Source organism: Cupriavidus sp. DB3 (assembly GCF_020418465.1).
In the GTDB taxonomy this organism is placed as follows: domain Bacteria; phylum Pseudomonadota; class Gammaproteobacteria; order Burkholderiales; family Burkholderiaceae; genus Cupriavidus; species Cupriavidus cauae.
Map to the genome: position 1 here is coordinate 209903 of NZ_JAIZPL010000005.1, position 23979 is coordinate 233881.

Consider the following 23979-nt stretch of genomic DNA (forward strand, 5'->3'; position numbering starts at 1 on the left):
GGAACGCGGCCGCAACGGCAGGCTGGACCGGCGGTTGCGGCCGCGCCCCGGCGGCCTGCGCGGCATGCAAGCGACACCGCTGCCGCGGTCCCTGGATGTGCCTCCGGCGACCCGCCGGTGGTACAGTGCTGGCTGTCCGGGCCGGCGGCGGCCCGCCCGCCTGCGCGCCGGTGACCTCTGGTTTTGCCGGACCCGTCTCGCCGGCTCGCTTCACCGGCCCGCTTCAAGGGCCCGTGCTGCCGGCCCGGTTCCGCGGGCCCGTCCGGCGGGACCGTTCCGCCGGCCAATGTCGCCGCCCTGCCCGATTCGCCGTCCAGCCGCCTCACCGATACCGCCTGATATTCCCATGGGAGCTTTAAGCCACCTCCGCGTTCTCGACCTGACCCGCGTGCTCGCCGGGCCCTGGTGCGCCCAGAACCTTGCCGACTTCGGCGCCGACGTGATCAAGATCGAACGGCCAGGCGCCGGCGACGACACCCGCACCTGGGGCCCGCCGTGGCTGCAGGACGAGTCCGGCCGCGACACCGCCGAGGCGGCCTACTACCTCGCCGCCAACCGCAACAAGCGCTCGGTGACCTGCGACATCAGCACGCCCGAGGGCCAGCAGCTGGTCCGCGAACTGGCCGCGCAGAGCGACGTGGTGCTGGAGAACTACAAGGTCGGCCAGCTGAAGAAGTACGGGCTCGACTATGAATCGCTGAAGGCGGTCAAGCCTGACCTGATCTACTGCTCGGTCACCGGCTTCGGCCAGACCGGCCCCTACGCCGCCCGCCCCGGCTACGACTTCATCATCCAAGGCATGGGCGGCTTCATGAGCCTGACCGGCGAGCGCGACGACCTGCCCGGCGGCGGCCCCCAGAAGGCCGGCGTGGCGATCTCCGACCTGATGACCGGCCAGTACGCGACCATCGCGGTGCTGGCCGCGCTGGCGCACCGCGACCGCACCGGAGAGGGCCAGTACATCGACATGGCGCTGCTCGACGTGCAGGTCGCCATGCTGGCCAACATGAACACCAATTACCTGGCCAGCGGCGTCGCGCCGAAGCGCTGGGGCAACGCGCACCCGAACATCGTGCCGTACCAGACCTTCCAGGCGGCCGACGGCTGGATCATCGTCGCGGTCGGCAACGACGGGCAGTTCCGCAAGTTCGTCGAGGCCGGCGGCCGGCCCGAACTGTCGGCCGATCCGCGCTTCGCCACCAATCCGCAGCGCGTGGCCAACCGCGACACGCTGGTGCCGATCCTCGCCGAGATGGTCAAGCCGCGCACGCGCGCGCAGTGGATCGCCGATCTGGAGGCGGCCGGCGTGCCGTGCGGCCCGATCAATACGCTGGACGATGTGTTCGAGGACGCCCAAGTCAAGGCGCGCGGCCTGCGCGTGGACCTGCCGCACCCGAGCGCGGGCGAGGTCAAGCTGGTCGGCAGCCCGATCAAGATGAGCGCCACGCCGCCGCAGGCGGTCCGCCACCCGCCGCTGCTGGGCGAGCACACCGATGCGGTGCTGGGCGAGATGCTCGGCTATACGCCGGAGCGCATCGCCGAGCTGCGGGCCAAGGGCGTGCTGTGACGGGCCGATGTCGCCTGGAATGCCGCCTGGAATGACGCTTGGAATGACGCTTGGAATGACGAGTAGAACGACGGATCGATCGGCGAGTTGATCGACAAGTTGATCGACAAGTCGATCGACGTATTGCGATGAATGACGAGGCGGCGGCCAAGGGGCCGGCCGTCGCCCGCACCGATTCCCCAACCCCTTCCCCACCCTGAACCGAGCCGGAGTACCCATGCAGATCGATGCCTTGCTCGCTTTTCTCCACTTCCTGTCCATCTTCGCGCTGATCACCTTCCTGGTCGCCGAGGCCGTGGTGCTGCGGCCCGGCATCACGCCGGCGGCGGTGCGCCGGGTCGGCATCTACGATCTGCTGTACTTCGGCTCCGCGATGGCGGCGCTGGCCACCGGCCTGCTGCGGCTGTTCTATGGCGCCAAAGGCGTCGAGTTCTATCTGCCCAACCCGTGGTTCCACGCCAAGATGACGGTGTTCGTGCTGATCGCGCTGTGCTCGCTGCCGCCGACCTTCCGCTTCCGCCGCTGGCGCGCGCAGGCCGCCGGCCAGGCCGGCTTCGTGCCGTCCGACGCCGAACTGAAGGCGGCGCGCCGCTGGGTCATGGTCGAAGCGCATCTGCTGATCCTGCTGCCCCTGTGCGCCGTGATGATGGCGCGCGGGCTGGGTATCCGCGGCTGAGTTCCGGCGCTCGCCCTGCCGAGCACGGGACCACGAAGACAACCAGGGTCACCAAGACCATCAACACCACCAAGACCATACGAGGCGCCGGCGGACCCGCCGCGCCCACCGATTCCCAACCTGCTGACTGGCTACCATGTTCAAGACCTTCGCCGCCAACGCGCTGAGCGCGGCCGCCCTTGTGGCGTCCGTCGGCGCCGCCCTGTTTGCCGCCCCGGCGGCCGCGCAACCGCCTGCCGCCGCCTGGCCGAGCAAGCCGATCCGCTTCGTCGTGCCCTATCCGGCCGGCGGCCCGCTCGACACCGTCGCGCGCGCGATCGGCGACAAGCTCAAGGACTCGCTCGGGCAGCCCGTCGTCATCGAGAACCGGCCCGGCGCCGGCGGCAACCTCGGCGCCGACTACGTGGCGCGCCAACCGGCCGACGGCTACACCATCGTGATGGGCGCGGTGGCAACGCACGCGATCAACCCGACCCTGTTCGCGAAGATGCCGTACGACCCGATCAAGGACTTCACGCCGATCACGCTGGTCGCGGACGTGCCCAACGTGCTGGTGATGCATCCGGGCAAGGCGGCCGAGCTGCATATCGAATCGGTGCGCGACCTGGTCGAATATGCGCGCAAGAACCCCGGCAAGCTCGACTACGCGTCCGGCGGCAACGGCAGCGCCGGCCATCTGTCGGGCGAGCTGTTCAAGAGCCTGGCCAAAGTCAGCATGGTCCATATCCCCTACAACGGCGCCGCGCCGGCCCAGTTGTCGGTGCTGTCGGGACAGACCGACCTGATCTTCGACAACCTGGCCTCGGCCAGCGCCAATATCAAGGCGGGCAAGCTCAAGGCCTTCGCCGTGACCACGCCGGCGCGCGCCAGCGCCGTGCCGGAGCTGCCGACCATCGCCGAAGCGGGCAAGGGCCTGGGCCTGGAGAGCTTCGACATCTCGACCTGGTTCGGCGTGTTCGCGCCGGCCAACTTGCCGCGCGACATCGTGGACCGCCTCAATCGCGAGATCGTCGCGATCCTGAAGACCGACGAGATGAAGGCGCGCATGGCCCGCATCGGCGCCCAGCCCGCGCCGACCACGCCCGAGCAGTTCGGCGCGCTGGTGCAGCGCGAGCTGAAGAAGTACGCGCAGATCGTCAAGGCGTCGGGCGCGAAGGTGGACTGACGTGGGCTGACCTGGACTGACGCGTCCGCGTCGATTCACCCGGCTGGCGCAATCGCGGCCCGCTGCCTGTCATGGGCAGCGGGCCGTTTCCTTTTTTGACAGGTGGGCTTCCGCGCGGACCGATTTAACAATGTTTGCGCAAGCTGCGACGCGGTCTCTCCCATACCTTGATGCCACGCCACCGCGGACGCGCGCCTGCATCGAGACAACCACCAGGGAGACATCGTGAACGCCGGCCACATCGACTTCGACATGCCGCTGCCGCCTGCCGCCTGGCACTGTACCTATCAGGTGCGGTGCGGCGCCGATGGGACGCTGGAGCTCGGCAGCAGCTTCGGGATGGCGCTGCGCGCCGGGTTCCACCGCCTGTTCCGTATCGGCAAGACCAGTGCCGACGCGGCACGCAACCAGGCGTCATGGCGCGCGCTGATCGCGGCCATCGAACGGCGCGGCGGCGCCGCGGTGCGCGAACGCCTGTGCCGCGCCAGCCTGGCACTGCCTGGCGACCGCGTGCCCGGGCTGACGATCGCCGACCGGATCGAGCGCGGCACCTATCTGTCGCACGCGGCGCTGCAGCAGGTGTTCGTGCTGTTTCGGCGCGCCGTGTCCGTGGACCGGGCCAATCAACGGCTCTATGCCGAGCTGATGACACCGGCCGCCACCTCGTCGTCGGCGACACCGCTGTACGCGATGCTCGATGGCATCAGCCTGGGGTTGAGCGAGACCGCCGGCGCCGGTGCGCCTTGTCCGTTTCCGGCGACGCGCGCCTACGTCGCCGAACAGCTGAAGCTGGGGCTGCAGGCGCAAACCGCGCGGGCGCGCCGCCGCGATCCGGCCTTGCTCAAGTCCGCGCTGGCCAGCTGCGCCCCTGAACTGGCGGGCCCGAACAACGTCGCTGGCCGCGACCGATGGTTGCGCGAATACGATCGCCGCCTGCGCTCCGGACCGATCCAGCATGCGGCGATGAATTCCGGCGAACGCAGGACCTGCGACCGGGAAGCCGCGGTAGCGGGACTGCTGGCCGAGCTGCGGTACGGGGAACTGATGCGCGACCTGAAGCAGAACGAAGCCCGCCTCGCCCAGGAGCGGTCGCGGCTGGCGAGCGCTGTCGGCAACGCCGAGGGGGAAGCAGTCCGGCACGGCACCGCGGCGCCGGATGCGTGCAACACCGTCGACGCTGGCGACGACACGCTGTCAGGGCTGCTGGCCGCGCGCACCAGGCTGCTCGCCGAACTGAAGGAGCGCGAGCTGTACGACGTGCTGCGCCGCTGCGATGGCGAGCTGGCATGGAACCCGCTCAGCCAGGACATGCCGCACATGCGCGCGCTGATGCAGCGCCGTGCCCAGGCGCGCGCGCAGCTGGACGGCGACCTCGCGGTGCTGAAGCAGCGCGACCTGATCCGGGCCGATCTCGTCAAGGGCCTGTGCCAGGCCGTACGCCAGGAAGTCGATCGCCACACCGCGCGCGGCGAGCGCATGGACGAGTCGGGACTGTTGCGCATCGTCGATGCGAAATTGTCGGCGCCGGCCTATTTGCGGCAATTTCTCGTGGCCCGCAACCTGCAATATCTGCATGACCTCGGCCACGGCCATGATCGTGCCGCAGCCATCGCCGTGCTGGTGCGCGCCAGCGATCGGCACCCCTTTGACGAGGCCACACGGGGCGAACTCGACAGCAGCGACTTCCAATGGCTGTCCGCCGCGCTCGATGCAGGCGAAACCAATGCCGTGCCGCTTGACTACCGGCCCATGCTGACCGGCGCCCGCAAGCTGTTCGCACGCTTTTTCTACCAGCGCTGGCCGATCGCGGACATCTGCAACAGCGTCGCGGCCCTGCTGGACGACTTTGCGGAAGACCACATGCACGCGCTGCGCCAGAGCGCCAGCCATCCAGCGATCCCCCTGGAGACACGCTGGCAGGCCGGCGTGCATGCGCTGCGCGACTGCATCCGCAGCGGCGAGCTCGGGCCGCCCGATGTGATCGGGGCCATCTTTCCCGCGATCAAGCCGTTCCTGCGCGAACGGCACAGGGTGATGGACCATGTGCGCCGCGAAATCCTGCTGGCCGAAGCCAGGCTGGAGGAGTTGCGCGGCCTGTATCCCGCGCTGGCGGACTGGACCGCCAGCGTGCCGGCCGGTGCGGTGGCCGCGACGCTGCTCGACCTGGCCAGCATCCAGGTTACCGGCCGGCTGATGAACGCGCACAACCGGCGCCTGGAGGCCAGGCGTCAGCAAGACACCGGACAGCAAGAGGAGCGGCTCGCGGTCGAGATAGCCCGCAGGCTGAACGCCTCTCTGCAGGAATGGTCCAGCCTGCGCGACGTGTATCGCGCCCGGATGGCCGATCACGGCATGGACGACCCCGAAGCGGACAGCCAGGTAGCGCCCCCTTCCGAGGCGCTCGAACACGGCTTCCTGCAGCAATGGGACCAGGCCGACCGGCATGCCTCGAGGACATTCGGCGAAACCGCCAATGCGCTGGAAAACCGCCTGGACGCCAACATCGCGCAGCTGCGCCAGCGATCGGTGGCGAAGATGGTGGATGCCAAGCGGGATATCGAGCGGGCGCTGCGCGACGCGCTCGAGGGCAGCAGGTCCAGGGCCGGCATGCTGGAAACGGTCTGCGATGTGCTCGAGCGCGCCGGCACGCTGTTGCCGCGCTGGCTGGCAGCGATGAACCCCCACGGCGAGATCGAGGCGAACAACGCCACGCGCCGCAAAGCGCTGGCGTTGCGCGAGGCGGCGGCGCGCGCTGTACCGCTGATTGACAGGATACGGCGCGAATATGTCGAGCCGCTCGTCGATACCGGCGATCTGCCGGACGCCGTTGCCGCGCCATACCGGGAGGACATCCAGGCGGTGCACCGGTCCCTCGATGCCCTCGCCCATTCGCTGCAATGGGTGGTCTCGGCGATACGCATCGCCGGCATGGAGGCGCCGGCCCCGCATCGCGAGGCACGCGAAGCCCGCGATGCCGGCAAGGTGGACCCCTCCAGGCTCCAACTGCAAGGCAGCAAGCTCCCCGTCAGCAAGATCGTGCTCAACCTCTATCGCGGCAAGTTGCCCCCCGTGCTCGGCTGGACGGTGCAGCAGTTGGTCAACATAGGGGCCCTGCGCTGACCCACTGGCTATTGCACTGCGCTGGCCTGCCGCGGCAACCTCAACCCCACCTGCACGATCCGGCCATCCTCCATGCGCACCGCGGTCAAGGTCAGGCCCGCAATCTCCACCGTGTCGCCCTCCACCGGCGGCGTGGCGAAGGCGTTCAGCATCGCGGCCTCCAGCGTCGACGGATACTCGCCCGGCGTCAGATCCCGCGTGCCATACAACCCGGCCACATCGCGCAGCAGCGCGTCGCCCGACAGCACGAAGTCATGCGGCACCTGCTGCCATGCCGGTGCGCGCTCCGGCGTGCGGAACAGCCGGGCCAGCGTCGGCACGCTGCTCGCCGGCGCCAGCACCGAGACCGTATCGCCGGCCTGCAGAACGGCCTGCTCGAGCGGCACCAGCGCCTCGCCGCGGGCCACCGTCATCAGTCGACAACGCGGCGGCAATTCGACGCGGTCCGCGCGCACGCCGGTTACCGCGGACTCGGGCTCGACCTCGAACTGCATCAGGTCCATCGCCGGTGCGCGCGTGCCGTGCAGGCGTTCGCGCGCCAGCGGCTCGGGATACGCGGGCCGCAGCACCCGGCCGAGCCGCGCGGCCAGCGGCACCGTGGTTCCCTGCAGCAGCAGGCTGGCCAGCACCACGGCAAAGGCGATGCGGAACAACAGGCCGGCATCGGGCATGCCCTGCAGCAGCGGAAACAGCGCCAGCACGATCGGCACCGCGCCGCGCAGTCCCATCCAGGCAATGAAGCCCTTCTCGCGCGCGTTGAAGCGGAACGGCAGCAGCGAGATCCAGACCGCGAGCGGGCGGGCCACCAGCATCAGGAACAGCGCCACGGCCATCGCTGGCACCGCCACGTCCCAGATCCGGTGCGGCGTCACCAGCAGGCCCAGCAGCAGGAACATCGCCGACTGGGCCAGCCACGCCATGCCATCCATCGCCCGCATCGCGTCCGGGCTCACGGCGCGGTCGCGGTTGCCGATCAGCATGCCGGTCAGATACACGGCCAGAAATCCGCTGCCGCCTGCGGTCTGCACGATCGCAAACACCATGGCGCCGCCCGAACACAGCAGGATCGCCTGCAGGCCCTCGGCCACCCGAATGCGCTCCAGCACATTGGCCAGGCAATAGCCCAGCGCCAGCCCCATCGCGCCGCCGACGCCGAACTGCACCAGCAGCCGCCACAGCAGCGCGCCACCGCTCAGCCCTTCCGGCGCATGGATCCACTCGATCAGCGTCAGCGTCAGGAAGATCGCCATCGGATCGTTGATGCCCGATTCGATCTCGAGCACGCTGGCGACCCGCTCCTTGAGCCGGACCCCGCTGCTGTTGAGCAGCGAGAAGACCGCGGCCGCGTCGGTCGAGCCGACGATGGCGCCCAGCAGCAGGCCGAGCTTCCAGTCGATCTCGAGCACCCAGGCCGCGAACAGGCCGACCAGCCCGGTGGTCAGCAACACGCCGACCGTGGCGAGCGCCAGCGACGGCCGCAACGCGACCCGAAAGGTCGCGTACTCCGTGCGCAGCCCGCCGTCGAGCAGGATCACGGCCAGCGCCAGATTGCCGACCAGAAAGCTGAGCCAGGTATTGGAGAAGCGGATGCCGCCCGGGCCGTCGACACCGGCCAGCATGCCGACCAGCAGGAATACCAGCAGAAACGGCACGCCGATGCGCGAAGAGAAGGCGCCGACGACGATGCCGAGGGACATCACCACGGCGCCGATCAGGATCACGTGTTCAATGCTTTCCAAACTGGCCCTTGCAACGATTACGGTGGAGGAGGCGGAGACAACCACGCGGCGACGCACCGGCGCACTGACGCACGACGCACTGGCGCACTGGCGCACTGGCGCACTGACGCACTGACGCACGACGCACTGACGCACTGGGCACTGGTGCAGCGGCGCTGCGGGCGCAGAGGCGCACAGGCGCACAGGCGTGACAGCGCAGCATGACGGCCGCCGCGCCGCCGATGATAGCCGACGGCCATGTCGGCCCCCCTTGGCCCGGCGCATCCCCGTCCCGCGCGATGCGCGGGACCGCCTCTGCGCGGACCTAGGGAGATACCCTCACATTGACCAAGTTTGCAGACATCTGAAAGGTCGCTGAAAGGTCGCCGCCTTACCTTCCCCCTGCCTGCGGACGGGGAGGGTGCCGCGCGTGGTTTCGTTGCACCGCACAAACGCTGCAACGGCCCGTCGCGACGCCATGAGACCAGCGCATCGACGCGCGGCTCACAGCACCGCAAGCGCCAGTTTTGTCAAATCGAGGAGAATCATTTTGCGCATACGTAGCCAAAAGGACTTTGCCTCCGGCCTGATGTTCATCCTGGTCGGATTCGGCTTTTCCTGGGTCGCTCGCGGCTATTCGATGGGAACCGCCGCGAAGATGGGTCCGGGGTATTTCCCGTTCTGGCTCGGCGTCGTGCTTGCCCTGCTGGGCGTGCTGGTGCTGATCGGATCGATGTCCAGCAAGGGCGAGGGCGATGAACTGGCCCGCTGGGATATCAAGCTGTTGCTGTGGATCCTCGGTTCGGTAGTGCTGTTCGGCCTGCTGCTCAAGCCGCTGGGCATGGTCCTGTCGGTGATCGTGCTGGTGCTGGTGTCTTCGATGGCCAGCCACGAGTTCACCTGGCGCGGCGCGATCCTGAACACCATCGTGCTGGTGCTGATCAGCATGGGCGCCTTCGTCTACGGCATCAATCTGCAGATGCCGGTGTGGCCGGCCTTCATTACCGGCTAAGGAGCGCCAGATGGAACTGCTAACCAACCTGGGCATCGGCTTCTCGACCGCCCTGACCTTCCAGAACCTGGCCTACGCCTTCCTCGGCTGCCTGCTCGGCACGCTGATCGGCGTGCTGCCCGGCCTGGGACCGCTCGCGACCATCGCGATGCTGCTGCCGATCACCTACACGCTGCCGCCGGTGGCCGCGCTGATCATGCTGGCGGGCATCTACTACGGCGCCCAGTACGGCGGCTCGACCACCGCGATCCTGGTCAATCTGCCCGGCGAATCGTCCTCGGTGGTGACAACCATCGATGGCTATCAGATGGCGCGGCGTGGCCGCGCCGGGGTGGCGCTGGCGACCGCGGGCATGGGCTCGTTCTTCGCCGGCTGCGTGGCCACGCTGATCCTGGCCGGCTTTGCCGCGCCGCTGTCGGAACTGGCCTTCAAGTTCGGCCCCGCCGAGTACTTCTCGCTGATGGTGCTGGGCCTGATCGGCGCGGTGGTGCTGGCCTCGGGCTCGCTGGTCAAGGCGATCGCGATGATCGTGCTGGGCCTGCTGCTGGGCCTGGTCGGTACCGACGTGAACTCGGGCGCGGCGCGCTTCTCGTTCGACGTGCCGGAACTGACCGACGGCCTGAACTTCGTGGCCGTGGCGATGGGTATCTTCGGCTTCGCGGAAATCATCGCGAACCTGGAGCAACGCGAAAAGCGCGAGACCTTCACCGACAGCATCACCAACCTGTTCCCGACCAAGGAAGACTTCAGGCGCATGATCCCGGCGGTGCTGCGCGGCACCGTGCTCGGTTCCGCGCTGGGCATCCTGCCGGGCGGCGGCGCCTCGCTGGCTTCGTTCGCGGCCTACACGCTGGAGAAGAAGTCGTCGAAGTATCCGCACGAGTTCGGCAAGGGTGCGATCGAAGGCGTGGCGGGTCCCGAGTCGGCCAACAACGCCGCTTCGCAGACCTCCTTCATCCCGCTGCTGACGCTGGGCATTCCGCCCAACGCGGTGATGGCGCTGATGGTCGGTGCGATGACGATCCACAACATCCAGCCGGGTCCGCAGGTGATGACCAGCAACCCGCAGCTGTTCTGGGGCCTGATCGCCTCGATGTGGATCGGCAACCTGATGCTGATCATCCTGAACCTGCCGCTGATCGGCATCTGGGTCAAGCTGCTGAAGGTGCCCTACCGCTTCCTGTACCCGGCCATCCTGACGTTCTGCTGTATCGGCGTCTACTCGGTCCAGAACACCACCTTCGACGTGTTCCAGACCGCGGCCTTCGGCGTGGTGGGCTATCTGTTCCTGAAGCTCAAGTGCGAACCGGCGCCGCTGCTGCTCGGCTTCGTGCTCGGACCGATGATGGAAGAGAACTTCCGCCGCACGCTGCTGCTCTCGCGTGGCGAGTTCACGGTATTCTTCACCCGTCCGCTGTCGCTGAGCCTGCTGATCGCCGCCGCGATCCTGGTGCTGATCGTGGCCCTGCCGTCGATCAAGGCCAAGCGCGAGGAAGCGTTCCAGGAAGAGTAAGAAGCAACACGCAACACGTGAAACGGGGTGCCAGCCGGCACCCCGTTTTTTTTTGGGGGGGTCGGGTCGAACGCCCCCTAGCGCGGCTCGCAGAACAGCGCCGCGCAGGCGGCCCGGATCGCCTCGGTGATGTGCCGGCGCGAATGATCGCGCCGCTCCAGCATGCCGATGGTGCGCCATACCGGCTCGCCGCCCGCCTCCAGTGGCAGCACCCGCAGCGCCTCGTCGTCGCGCCAGCGCGCCCGCTGCAGCAGCGGCACGACCGTCACGCCGACCTGCTGCCGCACCAGTTCGACCAGCGCCTCGATCGAATTGAGTTCGAGGAATTCATTGACACGCAGGTGCGCGCGCCGCAGGGCCCGCTCGACCAGCATGCCGGTCAGCTGGGTCCGGTCGAAGCGCAGGAAGGCCTGGCCAGCCAGCGCCTGGCGCGCGTCCGTGGCGGCGCTGCCGGCGGCGGCGATCGCCACCAGCGGCTCGCGATACAGCGGCGTCCAGCGCAGCGCCCCCGCCAGCCGGCCCGGCCCCTCCACCACGATCGCCGCATCGAGCTCGCCTGCCTCGACCAGCGTGGCCAGCTCGATCGACTTGGCGCCGACCAGCCGCACGTCCAGCGCCGGATGCTCGGTCTTCATGCTGGCCACCACATGCGACAGGCCGCCCATCACCGACACCACGGCGCCGACGGCGACCGCGCCGGCCATCGCCTCGGGCGTCTCCGGCGCGGCGCGCATCTCGTCGTACAGTGCCAGCAGCTGTCGTGCGCGCGGCAGCAGTTCCCGCCCGCCCGCGTTGAGCACCACCACGCGGCCGGTCCGGTCGAACAGGTCGCGCCGCAGTTCGCCCTCCAGCGCGCGCATCTGCAGGCTGACCGCCGCCTGGGTCAGCGCCACATGGCCGGCGGCGGCGGCGAAGGAGCCGTGCTCGGCGACGGCGACGAAAGTACGAAGGAACCGGATGGTGCTCATAAAGTAAGAGGGAAGCCGTCAGCGCGGAGGCGGCAGACCGGGCCTGAAGCAGCGCGCCTTAAGCAAAACTTGAGAAGCAAGCAAGAAATATTAGCTTTCATTATGTAAAGCTGCACGGAATAATGCGCCATCGGCCGGCCCGCCGGCATCGAACCGACAACGTTCACGGAGATTGAAGATGACATCCTGGCTGCGCCTGCTGGGCACCAGCCTGGCGGCGACGCTGGCCTTTGCCGCCGCGCCCGCCCTGGCCGAGAGCTATCCCGCCAAGCCGATCCGCCTGATCGTGCCCTTCCCCGCCAGCGGCGCGACCGACCTGCTGGCGCGCGCCATTGCGCAGAAGGTCGGCGCCAACCTCGGCCAGCAGGTGGTGGTCGACAACCGGCCTGGCGCCGGCGGCGCGATCGGCTCCGACATGGCCGCCAAGGCCCCGGCGGACGGCTACACGCTGCTGATGGCCACCAGCAGCACGCATTCGATCGGACCGCATATCCATCCGCGCCTGCCGTACAACGTGCAGACCGATTTCACGCCGATCGGCCAGGTCGCCAGCGCCACCAATCTGCTGGTGGTGTCGAACCATCTGCCGGTGAACAGCGTCAAGGAACTGATCGCCTATGCGAAGGCGCATCCCGGCGAACTGAACTACGCGTCCAGCGGCAACGGCACCGTGGTTCACCTGATGGCCGAAGCCTTCAGCGCGCAGGCTGGTGTCCAGCTGACGCACATTCCGTACAAGGGCACCGCGCTGTCGATCGCCGACCTGATCTCGGGCAAGGTGCATATCCTGTTCGACAGCATCGTCACCGGCCTGCCGCACGTGCGCGACGGCAAGCTCAAGGCGCTGGCGGTGACCAGCCCGAAGCGCTCGTCGCTGGTGCCCGACGTGCCGACTGTCGGCGAATCGGGCCTGCCCGGCTTCGTCAGCGAAACCTGGTTCGGCATCTATGGCCCGAAGAACCTGCCGGCCGACCTCGTTACCCGCCTGAACGCGGAGTTCAACAAGGCGATCCAGGCGCCGGAGGTCAAGGAACGGCTGGCCAAGCTCGGCGCCGAGCCGGTCGGCGGCACGCCCGCGCAGTTCGCGTCGGTCGTCAGCAAGGAAAGCGCCCGCTGGGGCAAACTGATCAAGGACCGCAACATCACCGCGGAATAACGCCAAGACCGAATAACGCCAAGAGACAAGAGACACGCCATGCAGACCTTCGACTGGACCAATCCCTACCCCTCCGTGCGCATTCCGCTGTTCGCGCGCAACGTGGTATCGACCTCGCACCCGCTGGCCGCGCAGGCCGGCCTGCGCATGCTGCTCAAGGGCGGCAATGCGATCGACGCGGCGATCGCCGCCGCCGCCGCGATCACCATCGTCGAGCCCGTCTCCTGCGGCCTGGGCAGCGATGCCTTCGCGATCCTGTGGGACGGCAAGCAGCTGCACGGCCTGAACTCGTCGGGGGTGGCGCCGGCCGCATGGAATCCCGAGTACTTCCGCAACAAGTACGGCGAGGAAGGCAATGGCATCGCCAAGCGGCCGATCCGCGGCTGGGACAGCGTCACCGTGCCGGGCGTGGTGGCCGGCTGGGCCGCGCTGCACGAGCGCTTCGGCAAGCTGCCGTTCGCCGACCTGATGGAGCCGGCCATCGAGATCGCCGAGCGCGGCTATGCCGTGCCGCCGATCGTCGCGCACAAGTGGGCCGCCGCGGTGCCGGACCTGAAGGACCAGCCGGGCTACGCCGACACCTTCATGCCGAACGGCCGCGCGCCGCATACCGGCGAGAAGTTCGTGATGAAGGCCGCCGCCGAAACGCTGCGCCGCATCGGCGCCAGCGGCGGCCGGGACTACTACGAAGGCCGGATCGCCGAGCGCATCGCCGCCTTCAGCAAGGAGTGCGGCGGCGCGATGACGCTGGCCGACCTGCGCGACTACCGTCCGGACTGGGTCGAGCCGATCCGCAAGTCCTATCGCGGCTACGAGATCCACGAGATTCCGCCCAACGGCCAGGGCATCGCCGCGCTGATGGCGCTCGGCATCCTGGACAACTTCGACGTCGGCAACCTGCCAGTCGATTCGATCGACTCGCAGCATCTGCAGATCGAGGCGATGAAACTGGCGTTCGCCGACCTGTACCGCTACGTGTCCGACCCGCGCAGCATGGAAGTCACGCCGGAGCAGATGCTCGACGACGCCTACCTGAAGTCGCGCGCCAGGCTGATCGACATGAAGCGCGCCACGCATTTCGACTTCGGCATGCCCAAGGTCGGGGGCACCATCTACCTGACCGCGGCCGACGAGAACGGCATGATGATCTCGTTCATCCAGTCGAACTACATGGGCTTCGGCTCCGGCGTGGTCGTGCCCGGCACCGGCATCAGCCTGCAGAACCGCGGCGTCGGCTTCTCGATGGATCCGAAGTCGCCCAATGTGGTGGCCGGCGGCAAGCGCCCGTTCCACACCATCATCCCGGCCTTCATGACGCGCAACGGCCAGCCGGTGATGAGCTTCGGCGTGATGGGTGGCGACATGCAGCCGCAGGGCCATCTGCAGACGGTGGTGCGCATGCTCGACTACAAGCAGCAGCCGCAGGCGGCCTGCTGCGCGCCGCGCTGGAAGGTCAACCGCGACTTCACGCTGGACGTCGAGGCCACCATGAACGCCGCCACCGTCGCCGGCTTGAAGGACCGCGGCCACCAGCTCAAGTCGGTGGCCGACCCGTACATGGACTTCGGCTCGGGCCAGTTCATCTGGCGCCTGTCGGAAGACCCCGAGCACGGCTATGTCGCCGCCAGCGACAGCCGCCGGGACGGGCAGGCGGTGGGCTTCTGACGGTCCCCCGCTCTCGCTGTCCCCTGGACACTCATTGCGCCGGCTCCATGCCGGCGTTTTTTTTGCTTCCCGACAATGCCTTGTGTATTCAAATCTCTCCATGTATAAACGATGTTGAAACATTCCCACCACGACCCGATACTTGCGCCACAGGAGGCTCAAATGGCCAAAGCAGCCAGACTGACCATCCAGAAATGGGGAAATAGCCTTGCCGTCAGGATCCCCTCCGCGGTAGCGAGGTCGGCGCGCTTTGTAGAAGGACAGGAGGTCGAGGTGCAGGTGGAAGAGGTGGGAGTGACCGTCAAGCCTGTGGGAAAGCGGGCCATGACGCTTGACGAGAAGCTGGCCTTGTTTGACCCGGCCGTCCACGGCGGAGAAGTCATGGTGGCGCCACCGGTCGGTGCGGAGGCGATGTAGCGATGCCGAAGAGCGCGTGGGTACCCGATCGCCGCGATATTGTGTGGATCGAATGCAGCCCGCAGATCGGGCGGGAAATGAAAGACCGACACCCGTTGCTCGTCTTGTCGCCACGAGCGTTCAATGAAAAAACCGGCCTGGTCATCGGCTTGCCGATGACGACGGCCGCCTACAACGAGACCAACCCGTTTGCCATCAAGCTCGAAGGTGTCGGCAAGCTGTCGGCCTACATCCTCGCGCATCAGCCAAAATCCTTCGACTGGCGCGGCCGGCACGCCAAGCCCCATCCCTGGAAGCAGGCACCGCCGGATGCCTTCGCGGCGGCGTGCGAGCAATTGAATCAGATCGTCTGTCTGTGCGGCTGATGCGGGGATGGGAACTGGCCTGATGCCGGGCTAGCGAACTGTATATGGCTCGGGCGCGCCATCGTCCTACACTGGCACCCTGTCCCTACCCGATGCCACCGCCATGTCCAGCTACGCCTTCCGCCTGCTCAATGTCTTTGCCGAATCGACCTTCGGCGGCAATCCCCTGTGCGTGTTCGAGGACGGGCGCGGGCTGGACGACGCGACCATGCAGGCGCTGGCGCTGCAGTTCAATCTGTCCGAGACGACCTTCATCCTGCCCTCGGAGCGGGCCGACGCGATGGTGCGGATTTTCACGCCCGGCTACGAGATGCGCTTCGCCGGCCATCCGACGCTGGGCACCGCGCATGCGGTACGGGCGCTGCGCGGCACCGGCGATGCGCTGACGCTGGAGTTCAAGGCCGGCCTGGTACCGGTGCGCGCGCACGGCGATGTCTGGACCTTCACGGCGCCGCATCGCGGCCAGCCAAGGACCGCGCCGGCGCAACTGCCGGATGCGGAAGTGGCCGCGCTGCTCGGGCTGCGAGCCGATGATCTGGCCGGCTCGCCGATCTGGGTCGATACCGGCGCCGACCAGCTGCTGGTGCCGCTGAACAGCCCGGACGCCGTGCGCCGCGCGGCGCCCGACGGCAGCCGCCTGGACGCCTGGCCAGCCAGCAGCCTCGGCCGCAAGACCGCCTATCTGTTCGCCTTCGACCCGCAGCAGCCGGGGCGCGTGGTCGCGCGCTACTTCTTCACCAAACAGGGCGGCGGCGTGGCCGAGGACCCGGGCACCGGCTCGGCCTGCGCCAACCTGGGCGGCTGGCTGCTGGCCACCGGCCATGCCTTGCCGGCCCGCTACGAGATCGCGCAGGGCGACCTGGTCGAGCGGCCCTGCCGGCTGCGGCTGGAGGTCGATGCCGACGATGGCGAGGGCGCAATCCGCGTCGGCGGCCGCGTGATCGAGATCGGCCGCGGCACCGTCACGCTGTAGACTTTCCGTTGCCGCGCACGGCGTCCAACGCGCACGATCCACCCGTTCCGCCGCACTGCGCCCAACGCGCACGGTCCACCCCGTTCCGCCCTGCTCTTCCACCTCGCTCCGACCGCCAATCCGCCATGACCGACCACACCATCACCACGCTGGCAGACCTGGAAACGCACTACGGCAAACCCGCGCCGGCCTCGCTGGCCAAGGAAGTCGATTACCTGCACCCGCACTACCGCGCCTTCGTCGAGGCCTCGCCGTTCTGCCTGCTGTCGACGGTGGCCGACGGCATGGCCGAATGCTCGCCGCGCGGCGACGCGCCGGGCTTCGTCAAGGTGCTGGACGACCGCACGCTGCTGCTGCCGGACCGCCGCGGCAATAACCGCATCGACAGCCTGCGCAACATCCTGGCCGACCCGCGTGTCGGCCTGCTGTTCCTCGTGCCGGGCGTCGACGAGACGCTGCGCGTGGCGGGCACGGCGACGATTTCGACCGATCCCGAGCTGATCGCCCAATGCACGGTCGACGGCAAGGCGCCCTCCACCGTGCTGCTGATCGCGATCCGCTCGGTGTTCTTCCAGTGCGCCCGCGCGCTGGTGCGTTCGCGCCTGTGGTCGCCGGAGGCGCAGATTCCGCGCAGCGCGCTGCCGAGCACCGGCACCATCCTGGCGACACTGAGCCGCGATGCGATCGACGGCCGCGCGTACGACGCCGAACTGCCGCAGCGGATCCGCCAGACGCTGTACTGAGGGCCGTGGGGCTTGGGGGCCGTGGGGCCGTGGGGCCTCGAAGCCTCGAAGCCCCGGGGTCTCGGGTCTCGGGGTCTCGGGGTCTCGGGGTCTCGGGGTCTCGGGGTCTCGGGGTCTCGGGGTCTCGGGGTCTCGGGGTCTCGGGGTCTCCGGGTCTCGGGGTCTCGGGGTTGCGCGTTCTCGGCGGCGTGGCGGCGCGCGTCTCGGGGGCGCGGGACCGCGCGAGCGAGGGGCGCAAGACCACACCTGCCCCATAACCCCGTGTTAAGCCGGTGCGATAAAACGGCATACGACATGGGGAGTGGCGCTCCTTACACTGGGCCTTGCCCGTGCGCTCCACCGTTCGAGCGGCACGCGGCGGGAGGCCCATGAACGATATCGTCGACCTGCTCGAGACCCGGGCGCGCGAACAACCGGATCGGCTGCTGCTGGCCTGGGAGCCATTCGAAGGCCCCGCGCGCGAATGGACGCGCGGCGCATTCCTCGATGACGTCCGCCGCGTCGCCGGCGGACTGGCCCGGCGCGGCGTGCGGCCCGGCGATCGCGTGCTGCTGCATGCCAACAACTGGCCCGAATTCCTGCTGACCTGGTTCGCCTGCGCCTGGCGGGGCGCGGTGTGCGTGGTGCTCAATCCCAAGTCGGCAAGCGACGAGCTGGCCTTCTTCGCCGACCACACCGGCGCGGTCGGCATCGTGACGCAGCGCGGCTTGCCCGGTACGCCTCCTTCCCTCCATTCCGGCGCTCACCACCTGCGCTGGCAGATCGTCATCGATGCGGACGATGCCGACCATGCCGACGATGCGGCCCATGCAATCGGCTTCGAGTCGTTGCACGATGCCCCGATCGAACACGCGCGATTGGACTCGCTTGCGCCCGGCAGCATGATGTTCACCTCCGGCACCTCGTCGCGCCCGAAGGCCGTGGTCTGGTCGCGCGCGAACGCGCTATGGGCGGCGCAATTGTGTGCCGCCGGCATCGGCCTGCTGTCCTCCGATATCGTCCTGATCCCGCTGCCGCTCTATCACGTCGTGGGCCTGGCCTGGAGCGTGCTGCCGGCCCTGCAGGCAGGCGCGGCCATCGTGCTGCAGCCGCGCTTCTCGGCGAGCCGCTTCTGGCCGGTGGCGCTGGCGCGGCGCTGCACCTTTGCCCCGCACGTCCAGTTCACCAGTGCGGCGCTGTTCCGCCAGCCGGTCCCGCCGGCCCACCATTTCCGGCTGTGGTGCAACTCGGTCTGGCTGCCGGACCACGAGCGGCATTTCCGCGTGCCGATCCTCGGCTGGTGGGGCATGACCGAACTGGTCGCGCCCGGCATCCTGGGACGCGCGAACCGGCCGGTCGCCCCGGGCGCCATTGGCCTGGTCGCACCGGGCTATGCGGCCCGGATGGCAGACAGCCACAGCATGTCGCTGGCGCCGGGCGAGGTCGGCGAGCTCGAGATCCTCGGCGAGCGCGGGCGGACATTGTTTGCCGGCTACTTCAACGACGAGGATGCCAACGCCGCCGCCTTCACCGCGGACGGCTGGTTCCGCACCGGCGATCGCATGAAGGTTCACGCCGACGGCTCGATCCAGTTTCTGGAGCGGGCGCGCGATGTGATCAAGTGCGGCGGCGAAGGCGTGTCGGCGGCGGAACTCGAACGCGTGGTCCGCGCGGTGCCGGGCGTGGCCGACGTCTCGGTCGTGGGCCGCGCGGATGGCGCGATGGGCGAGGTCGCGGTGGCCTTCGTGGTGCCGGCCGATCCGAACGCTGCCGCCGAAGCGTTGTCCCGCGAGATCGACGCGGCCTGCCGCGCGCAGCTCGCCGGCTTCAAGGTGCCGCGCGAGATCCGGTTTCTGGCCAGCCTGCCGCTGGTCGGCATCAACAAGGTCGCCAAGGGCCAACTGCGCCGCCTTGCCGCTCGGACCGACACCGACACCGACACCGACACCGACACCAGCACCGGCACCAGCAGCACCGGCACCGGCTCCGGCACCGACACCAGCACCGGCACCAGCAGCACCGGTACCGGCTCCGGCTGCGGCACCAAGACCGTGACCGACGACCGCGACCGCGATTTGCCAGCCCGAGCCAAAGGAGGCCCAGCATGAAAGCCATCGTCACGCTCCTGTCCATGATGCTGGCCTGCGGCGGCTCGGCGCTGGCCGAGGAGTTTCCAACGCGCACCGTCACGCTGGTGGTGCCGGCCGCGCCCGGCGGACCGAGCGACGCGCTGGCGCGCACGCTGGCCGAGAAACTGAAGACCACGCTCGGCCACAGCGTCGTCACCGAGAACCGCGGCGGCGCCAACGGCACCATCGGGGTCAACTCGGTGGTGCGCAGCAAGGCCGATGGCCATACGGTGCTGTTCTCGGTCGACGGGCCGCTGACCACCATTCCGGCGCTGATGCCGGACACGCCCTACGATGCGTCGCGCGACCTGATGCCGGTGGCGATCGTCGGCGATGGCGGCGACGTGGTGCTGGCGGTGCCGGCGGATTCGCCCGCGAAGACGGCGCAGGAACTGGCGGCGCTGCTGCGCCAGCGGCCGGACAAGGCCAACTATGTATCGTCCGGCGCCGGCTTTCCCAGCCATGTCGTCGGCGAACTGTACAAGCGCGAGGCCAAGGCATCGGCCCAGCATGTGCCGATGAAGGGTGCCGGCGCGGCGATGGTGGAACTGCTGTCCGGCCGCTACAGCTTCTCGTTCCCGCCCGCGAGCCTGGCGATCTTGCAGCAGAAGGCCGGCAAGATCCGCGTGCTGGCCGTGGCGGGCGAGCGCCGCAACACGCTGTTCCCGGACGTGCCCACGCTGGCCGAAGCGGGTTACCCCGATATCGCCGCCCCCGGCTACTGGATCGCGACCTATGTGCCGGCCGCCACGCCGCGCGCGACGGTGGAACGGCTCGCGGCCGCCATCCGCGGCGTCACCCACGCGCCGGACTTCGCGCCGCTGCTGCAGGCGCAGGGCATGGTCGCCTCGGACCTGTCGCCCGAGCAGATCCGCGCGCGCGTGCAGCGCGAATCCGCGTACTGGCGGCGGACCATCGAGCAACTGAACATCAGGATGGAATGAGGCGGCGATGGCCAGTCCCATCGATTTCTATTTCGACTTCATCTCGCCCTACGGTTACTTCGGCTCGACGCAGATCGATGCGCTCGCGGCCCGTCATGGCCGCACCGTGCTGTGGCGCCCTTTCCTGCTTGGCGTCACGGTGGTCAAGATCATGGGTCTGAAGCCGCTGATGGAGACGCCGCTGAAGTCGGACTATCTGCGGCTCGACAAGCCCCGCATGGCGCGGATATTGGGCGTGCCCTTCGTCCAGCGCGATATGCGCGGCGTCAGCTCGGTCAAGGCCTCACGGGCCTTTCTGGCACTGGACGAACGCGATCCGGCGCAGGCGAAGCGTTTCGCGCAGCGGGTCTTCGCCAGGCTGTGGGCGCGCGGGGAGGACATCACGGATCTCGACGCGGTGCTGGAGGAAGCCGCCGCGGTCGGCGCCGATACCGGCTGGCTGGCGGCCGAGATCGCCTCGCCCGAGGGCAAGCGACGGCTCGAAGCGGCGGTGGACCATGCCGTTGCGCAAGGCGTCTTCGGCGCGCCCTTCTTTATCGTCGACGGCGAGCCGGTGTGGGGCGTCGATCGGCTGTGGCTGGTGGAGCGGCTGCTGAGCGAGTCGGTCTGAGAACCGATGCTGGAAGTGCGGGGGCTCAAACGAGGCTTCAAGCGTCCTCAACGAAATCTCGAGCGAGACCCCAAGCGGGGCCTCAGGCGAGACCTCAAACGAGCCCTCAAACGAGACCTCAAGCGAGGCCTCAGCCCGCCGCGCTGCGCGCCTTGCCCTTGGCGGCGGCCGCGGCCGGGGCCCGCTCGGGCCGCGCCCGGATGCCCTCGACCAGCGTACGCACCATCGCATCGGCCAGGCGTTCGCGCGCGTGCTCGTCGGCATCGGCCTCGGGGCGATACCAGATCAGCGACCACTGGATGCCGCCCAGCAAGGTCTTCACCGCGATCGACAGATCGGCATCGGCGGCCAGCGAGCCATCGCGCCTCGCCGCCGCGGCCTGGTCCTTGAACAGACGCTCGAAGCGGTCGCGGCTCGCGATCAGTTCGTCCAGCGTCTGCCGTTGCGACGGCGTGGTCGCGCCGAAGCGATGCATCTGCACGCCCTGCGCCACCACGCTCTCGAAGGTATGGTGTTCAAGCACGGCAACCGCATGCGCGCGCAGCATCGCCGCCAGCACGGTGACGCCATCGCCCTCGACCTTGCGGGCAGGCTCCACCGCTTCGAACAACAGCCGCATGCCTTCGCGATGCACCTCGAAGAACAGGTCGATCTTCGACGCGTAATGATGGTAGATGCGTCCCTTGGTCGCGCCGAGCCGCCGCGCGACGTCGTCGATGCTGGTGGCATGGAACCCTTGTTCCATGAAACATTCGGCGGCCTGGATCAGGATTTCCTGCTTGCTTGGGGTCATGCCGCCCCTCCCCGGGCGATATCGCGAAACAGTTCTCTGGCGTAGCGGCGGAAGTCCACCTCCAGCGTATAGCGCGCCGAGCCGACGAAGCGGCGCGACACGTAGCGCCGATTGGCATCGATCTCCGCCATCATGCCGTGCGGGCCCGGCAGCCGCACCTCGTTGGCGAGCACCGCGGCCAGCCATTTGCCCTGGATCTCGACCAGCGGAATGGTCGGGCCGATCGGCTGCACCAGCCCGAGCAGGAACAGCCCGTGCCGCCCCGGCGGCATCATGCGGCGATAGAGTTCCGCCTTGCCGTCCGCGACCTCGAACACCTGCCGATCGAGAAACGGAAAGCTGGCCCGATAGCCGGTGGCGTGGATGATCGCATCGACGGCCTCGCGCGTGCCGTCCTCGAACTCGACATGGTGGCCATCGAGCCTGCGGATGTTCGGCTTGATGCGGATCCAGCCATGACCGCAGTACGGGATCAGCTCCTGGCTCAGCGTCGCATGCTCGCGCCAGATCTCGTGGCGCGGCCGCGGAATGCCGACGCGCGCCTGGTCGCCGGTAGCCAGATACGCGAGCCAGCGCACCAGCATGCGGGTGACGCGCGTCGGCAGATGCAGGCGCCGCGCGAAGAAGGCCGACCAGCGATCGGTCGGATGGCCCATGATGTATTTCGGCATGATCCACGCGCTGCGCCGCGTGGAGATCCACGTCTGCTTCGCCGACTTGCAGACGTCGACGGCGATGTCGACCGCGGAATTGCCGATGCCGACGATCAGCACGTTCCTGTCGCGGAACGGCTCGGCGGTGCGGTAGTGATGCGAATGGATCTGCTCGCCGGAAAACGCGCCGTCGAAGCTGGGCCAGCGCGGGTCCCACAGATGGCCGTTGGCGACGATCACCGCGCGATAGCGCCGGCTGCTGCCATCCCCGAGCGTGACGCGCCAGCTGCCGTCGCCGGCCGGCTCCACGCGCTCGACCCGCGTGTTGAAGCGGATATGCGGCGGGATGCCGAAGCGCTCGGCATAGGCTTCCAGATATTCGATGACCTCGTAGTGCGACAGGAAATCCGGATAGTGGTCGGGGATCGGGAAATCGGAATAGCCGAGGTTGGTGCGGCTGGTATCGATATGCAGGCTGCGATAGGCCGACGACATGCCGTTGTCGTTTTCGTAGCGCCACATGCCGCCGATCTTCGAGCCCAGTTCGAAGCAATCGAACGCGATGCCCTTCTCCTTCAGCGCCTTGGCGGCGGTCACCCCGGACGAGCCCGCGCCGACGATGCAGACCGGCAGCGCGGCAACCTCGGGCGACAGCCGGTCGTCGAAGCGCATCGGGGTGTCGGCCTGCCGCTCCTGTTCACTGGTGGAGAGCGGGCCGCTGCGGCGGAATCCGATCGCGGGGTTCCTCATGCCGTCCCCTTGCCGCGCAGGGACGCGCCGAGGTTGGCGCCGAGGTTGGCCCCGAGGTCGGCCCCGAGGTAGGCCCCGAGGTAGGCCCCGAGGTAGGCCCCGAGGTAGGCGCCGAGAATCGCGTCGAAATCGGCATCGGCATGCAGGCCCAGCGCGCTGGCCCTGTCCGACGTGAAGGCCCGCGGCCACCCGTCGACCACCCGCTGGAGCGCGGGGTCGGGCTCGTAGCGGACCCGCGCCGCGGCTTCATCGCCGGCCACGCGACGCAGCGCGGCGACCATCTCCGCGACGGTGATCGACAGCGACGGCAGGTTGAGCGCCCGGTCGTGCGGCAGTCGTTCCGCCGGAAGATCGTGCATGGCGATCAGGGCGCGGGCCACGGCCTGCGCCGACGCCACCGGCATCCGCGTGTCCGGATGCAGGCCGCAGACGACATCGCGGCCGGCCAGCGGCTCGCGCACGATCGCGGCGATGCGGTCGGACACCGCCGGCGATGGCGCGCCGTCGCGGATCAGCACGATCGGCAGGCGCAGCGCGCGTGCGTCGACGCGGCCGCGGCGGCTGTAGTCGGCCAGCAGCAGTTCGGCGATGGCCTTGTGCGTGCCATAGGTCGTGTCGGGCTCGGCGCGCAGGCCATCGCCGACCGTCGCGGGCAGGTCGCCCCCGAAGACCGCGATCGAGCTGGCCAGCACCAGCCGGGGCGGCTTGCCGAAGCCGGCGATCAGCTCGCGCAGGGCCTCGACATGCAGGCGATAGGCGCGCGGCTCGTCGGCTTCGGCCTCCAGCGTCAGGCTGGCCGCCAGATGGAACACGCTGTCCGGCGCCAGGGCCGCCAATTGGGCCGCAAAGCCGGGCTCGGCCAGGTCGCCGCGCAGCACCCTGCGCCGGCACGGCGCGTCGCCGGCCAGCGGCACATCGGCCCGGTCGGCGAGCACCAGTTCCTCGATCCGGCACGGCGTGCCGCCGGCGTCGGCCAGGCTTCCGCGCTCGATCAACGCGCGTTGCAGCGCGGTGCCGATAAAGCCGGCCGCGCCCGTGATCAGAACCCGCATGCCTTTGTCTC

20 protein-coding genes are annotated in these 23979 nt (G+C 68.8%); 15 read left to right on the plus strand and 5 right to left on the minus strand.

Annotation, left to right across the window (positions count from 1 at the left end; all coding sequences use genetic code 11):
• The first annotated feature begins 346 nt into the window (after positions 1-346).
• The 4 genes from K7G19_RS17335 to K7G19_RS17350 all read left to right on the plus strand — a co-directional run bounded on the left by K7G19_RS17335 (position 347) and on the right by K7G19_RS17350 (position 6528).
• A complete protein-coding gene (locus K7G19_RS17335) occupies positions 347-1567 on the plus strand; it encodes a CaiB/BaiF CoA-transferase family protein (RefSeq protein ID WP_149317839.1) in 1221 nt (406 codons plus the stop codon).
• A gap of 217 nt (positions 1568-1784) precedes the next feature.
• Positions 1785-2243 (plus strand): DUF2214 family protein, encoded by a 459-nt coding sequence (locus K7G19_RS17340; protein WP_149317838.1) that lies wholly within the window; start codon positions 1785-1787, stop codon positions 2241-2243.
• A gap of 136 nt (positions 2244-2379) precedes the next feature.
• Positions 2380-3408 (plus strand): tripartite tricarboxylate transporter substrate binding protein, encoded by a 1029-nt coding sequence (locus K7G19_RS17345; protein ID WP_226108310.1) that lies wholly within the window; start codon positions 2380-2382, stop codon positions 3406-3408.
• A gap of 225 nt (positions 3409-3633) precedes the next feature.
• Positions 3634-6528 (plus strand): hypothetical protein, encoded by a 2895-nt coding sequence (locus tag K7G19_RS17350; protein ID WP_226108311.1) that lies wholly within the window; start codon positions 3634-3636, stop codon positions 6526-6528.
• Positions 6529-6536: 8 nt separating this feature from the next.
• Here K7G19_RS17350 and K7G19_RS17355 read toward each other — a convergent pair whose 3' ends face one another.
• Positions 6537-8267 (minus strand): potassium/proton antiporter, encoded by a 1731-nt coding sequence (locus K7G19_RS17355; protein WP_226108312.1) that lies wholly within the window; start codon positions 8265-8267, stop codon positions 6537-6539.
• Positions 8268-8796: 529 nt separating this feature from the next.
• Between K7G19_RS17355 and K7G19_RS17360 the strand changes: the two genes are divergently transcribed.
• Both K7G19_RS17360 and K7G19_RS17365 read left to right on the plus strand, forming a co-directional pair.
• A complete protein-coding gene (locus K7G19_RS17360) occupies positions 8797-9258 on the plus strand; it encodes a tripartite tricarboxylate transporter TctB family protein (protein WP_006578403.1) in 462 nt (153 codons plus the stop codon).
• A 10-nt stretch (positions 9259-9268) separates the two neighbouring features.
• Positions 9269-10771, plus strand: a complete 1503-nt coding sequence (locus K7G19_RS17365; RefSeq protein ID WP_149317834.1) for a tripartite tricarboxylate transporter permease — start codon at positions 9269-9271, stop codon at positions 10769-10771.
• Between the two features lie 77 nt (positions 10772-10848).
• Here K7G19_RS17365 and K7G19_RS17370 read toward each other — a convergent pair whose 3' ends face one another.
• Complete coding sequence (locus K7G19_RS17370; protein ID WP_149317833.1) at positions 10849-11739, minus strand: LysR substrate-binding domain-containing protein; 891 nt, start codon at positions 11737-11739, stop codon at positions 10849-10851.
• Between the two features lie 178 nt (positions 11740-11917).
• Between K7G19_RS17370 and K7G19_RS17375 the strand changes: the two genes are divergently transcribed.
• The 9 genes from K7G19_RS17375 (at position 11918) to K7G19_RS17415 (ending at position 20720) form a co-directional block, all read left to right on the plus strand.
• Entirely contained in the window at positions 11918-12895 is a 978-nt protein-coding gene (locus K7G19_RS17375; protein WP_149317832.1) for a tripartite tricarboxylate transporter substrate binding protein, read from the plus strand.
• Positions 12896-12934: 39 nt separating this feature from the next.
• A complete protein-coding gene (gene ggt / locus K7G19_RS17380) occupies positions 12935-14560 on the plus strand; it encodes a gamma-glutamyltransferase (RefSeq protein WP_226108313.1) in 1626 nt (541 codons plus the stop codon).
• A 162-nt stretch (positions 14561-14722) separates the two neighbouring features.
• Positions 14723-14977, plus strand: a complete 255-nt coding sequence (locus tag K7G19_RS17385; protein WP_150084211.1) for an AbrB/MazE/SpoVT family DNA-binding domain-containing protein — start codon at positions 14723-14725, stop codon at positions 14975-14977.
• A 2-nt stretch (positions 14978-14979) separates the two neighbouring features.
• A complete protein-coding gene (locus K7G19_RS17390; protein ID WP_226108314.1) occupies positions 14980-15342 on the plus strand; it encodes a type II toxin-antitoxin system PemK/MazF family toxin in 363 nt (120 codons plus the stop codon).
• Positions 15343-15445: 103 nt separating this feature from the next.
• A complete protein-coding gene (locus tag K7G19_RS17395; protein WP_150084213.1) occupies positions 15446-16315 on the plus strand; it encodes a PhzF family phenazine biosynthesis protein in 870 nt (289 codons plus the stop codon).
• 125 nt (positions 16316-16440) lie between these two features.
• Entirely contained in the window at positions 16441-17058 is a 618-nt protein-coding gene (locus tag K7G19_RS17400; RefSeq protein WP_149317827.1) for a pyridoxamine 5'-phosphate oxidase family protein, read from the plus strand.
• A 368-nt stretch (positions 17059-17426) separates the two neighbouring features.
• The gene (locus tag K7G19_RS17405) at positions 17427-19145 is read left to right on the plus strand and encodes an AMP-binding protein (RefSeq protein WP_226108316.1); all 1719 of its coding nucleotides are present in this window, start codon (positions 17427-17429) and stop codon (positions 19143-19145) included.
• Positions 19142-20110: a tripartite tricarboxylate transporter substrate binding protein gene (locus K7G19_RS17410; protein WP_226108317.1), complete on the plus strand. Its 969-nt coding sequence runs from the start codon at positions 19142-19144 to the stop codon at positions 20108-20110. Before K7G19_RS17405 ends, K7G19_RS17410 begins: the two co-directional genes overlap by 4 nt.
• Positions 20111-20117: 7 nt before the next feature.
• On the plus strand, positions 20118-20720 hold the full coding sequence (locus K7G19_RS17415; protein ID WP_226108318.1) for a 2-hydroxychromene-2-carboxylate isomerase: 603 nt from the start codon (positions 20118-20120) through the stop codon (positions 20718-20720).
• 130 nt (positions 20721-20850) lie between these two features.
• Here K7G19_RS17415 and K7G19_RS17420 read toward each other — a convergent pair whose 3' ends face one another.
• From K7G19_RS17420 to K7G19_RS17430, 3 genes are read right to left on the minus strand one after another with little or no spacing between them, the layout of a single operon-like run.
• Positions 20851-21513 (minus strand): TetR/AcrR family transcriptional regulator, encoded by a 663-nt coding sequence (locus tag K7G19_RS17420; protein ID WP_226108319.1) that lies wholly within the window; start codon positions 21511-21513, stop codon positions 20851-20853.
• On the minus strand, positions 21510-22916 hold the full coding sequence (locus K7G19_RS17425) for an NAD(P)/FAD-dependent oxidoreductase (protein WP_226108320.1): 1407 nt from the start codon (positions 22914-22916) through the stop codon (positions 21510-21512). Before K7G19_RS17425 ends, K7G19_RS17420 begins: the two co-directional genes overlap by 4 nt.
• Positions 22913-23968: an NAD-dependent epimerase/dehydratase family protein gene (locus tag K7G19_RS17430; protein ID WP_226108321.1), complete on the minus strand. Its 1056-nt coding sequence runs from the start codon at positions 23966-23968 to the stop codon at positions 22913-22915. The genes K7G19_RS17425 and K7G19_RS17430 overlap by 4 nt, the downstream gene beginning before the upstream one ends.
• Positions 23969-23979 lie beyond the last annotated feature (11 nt).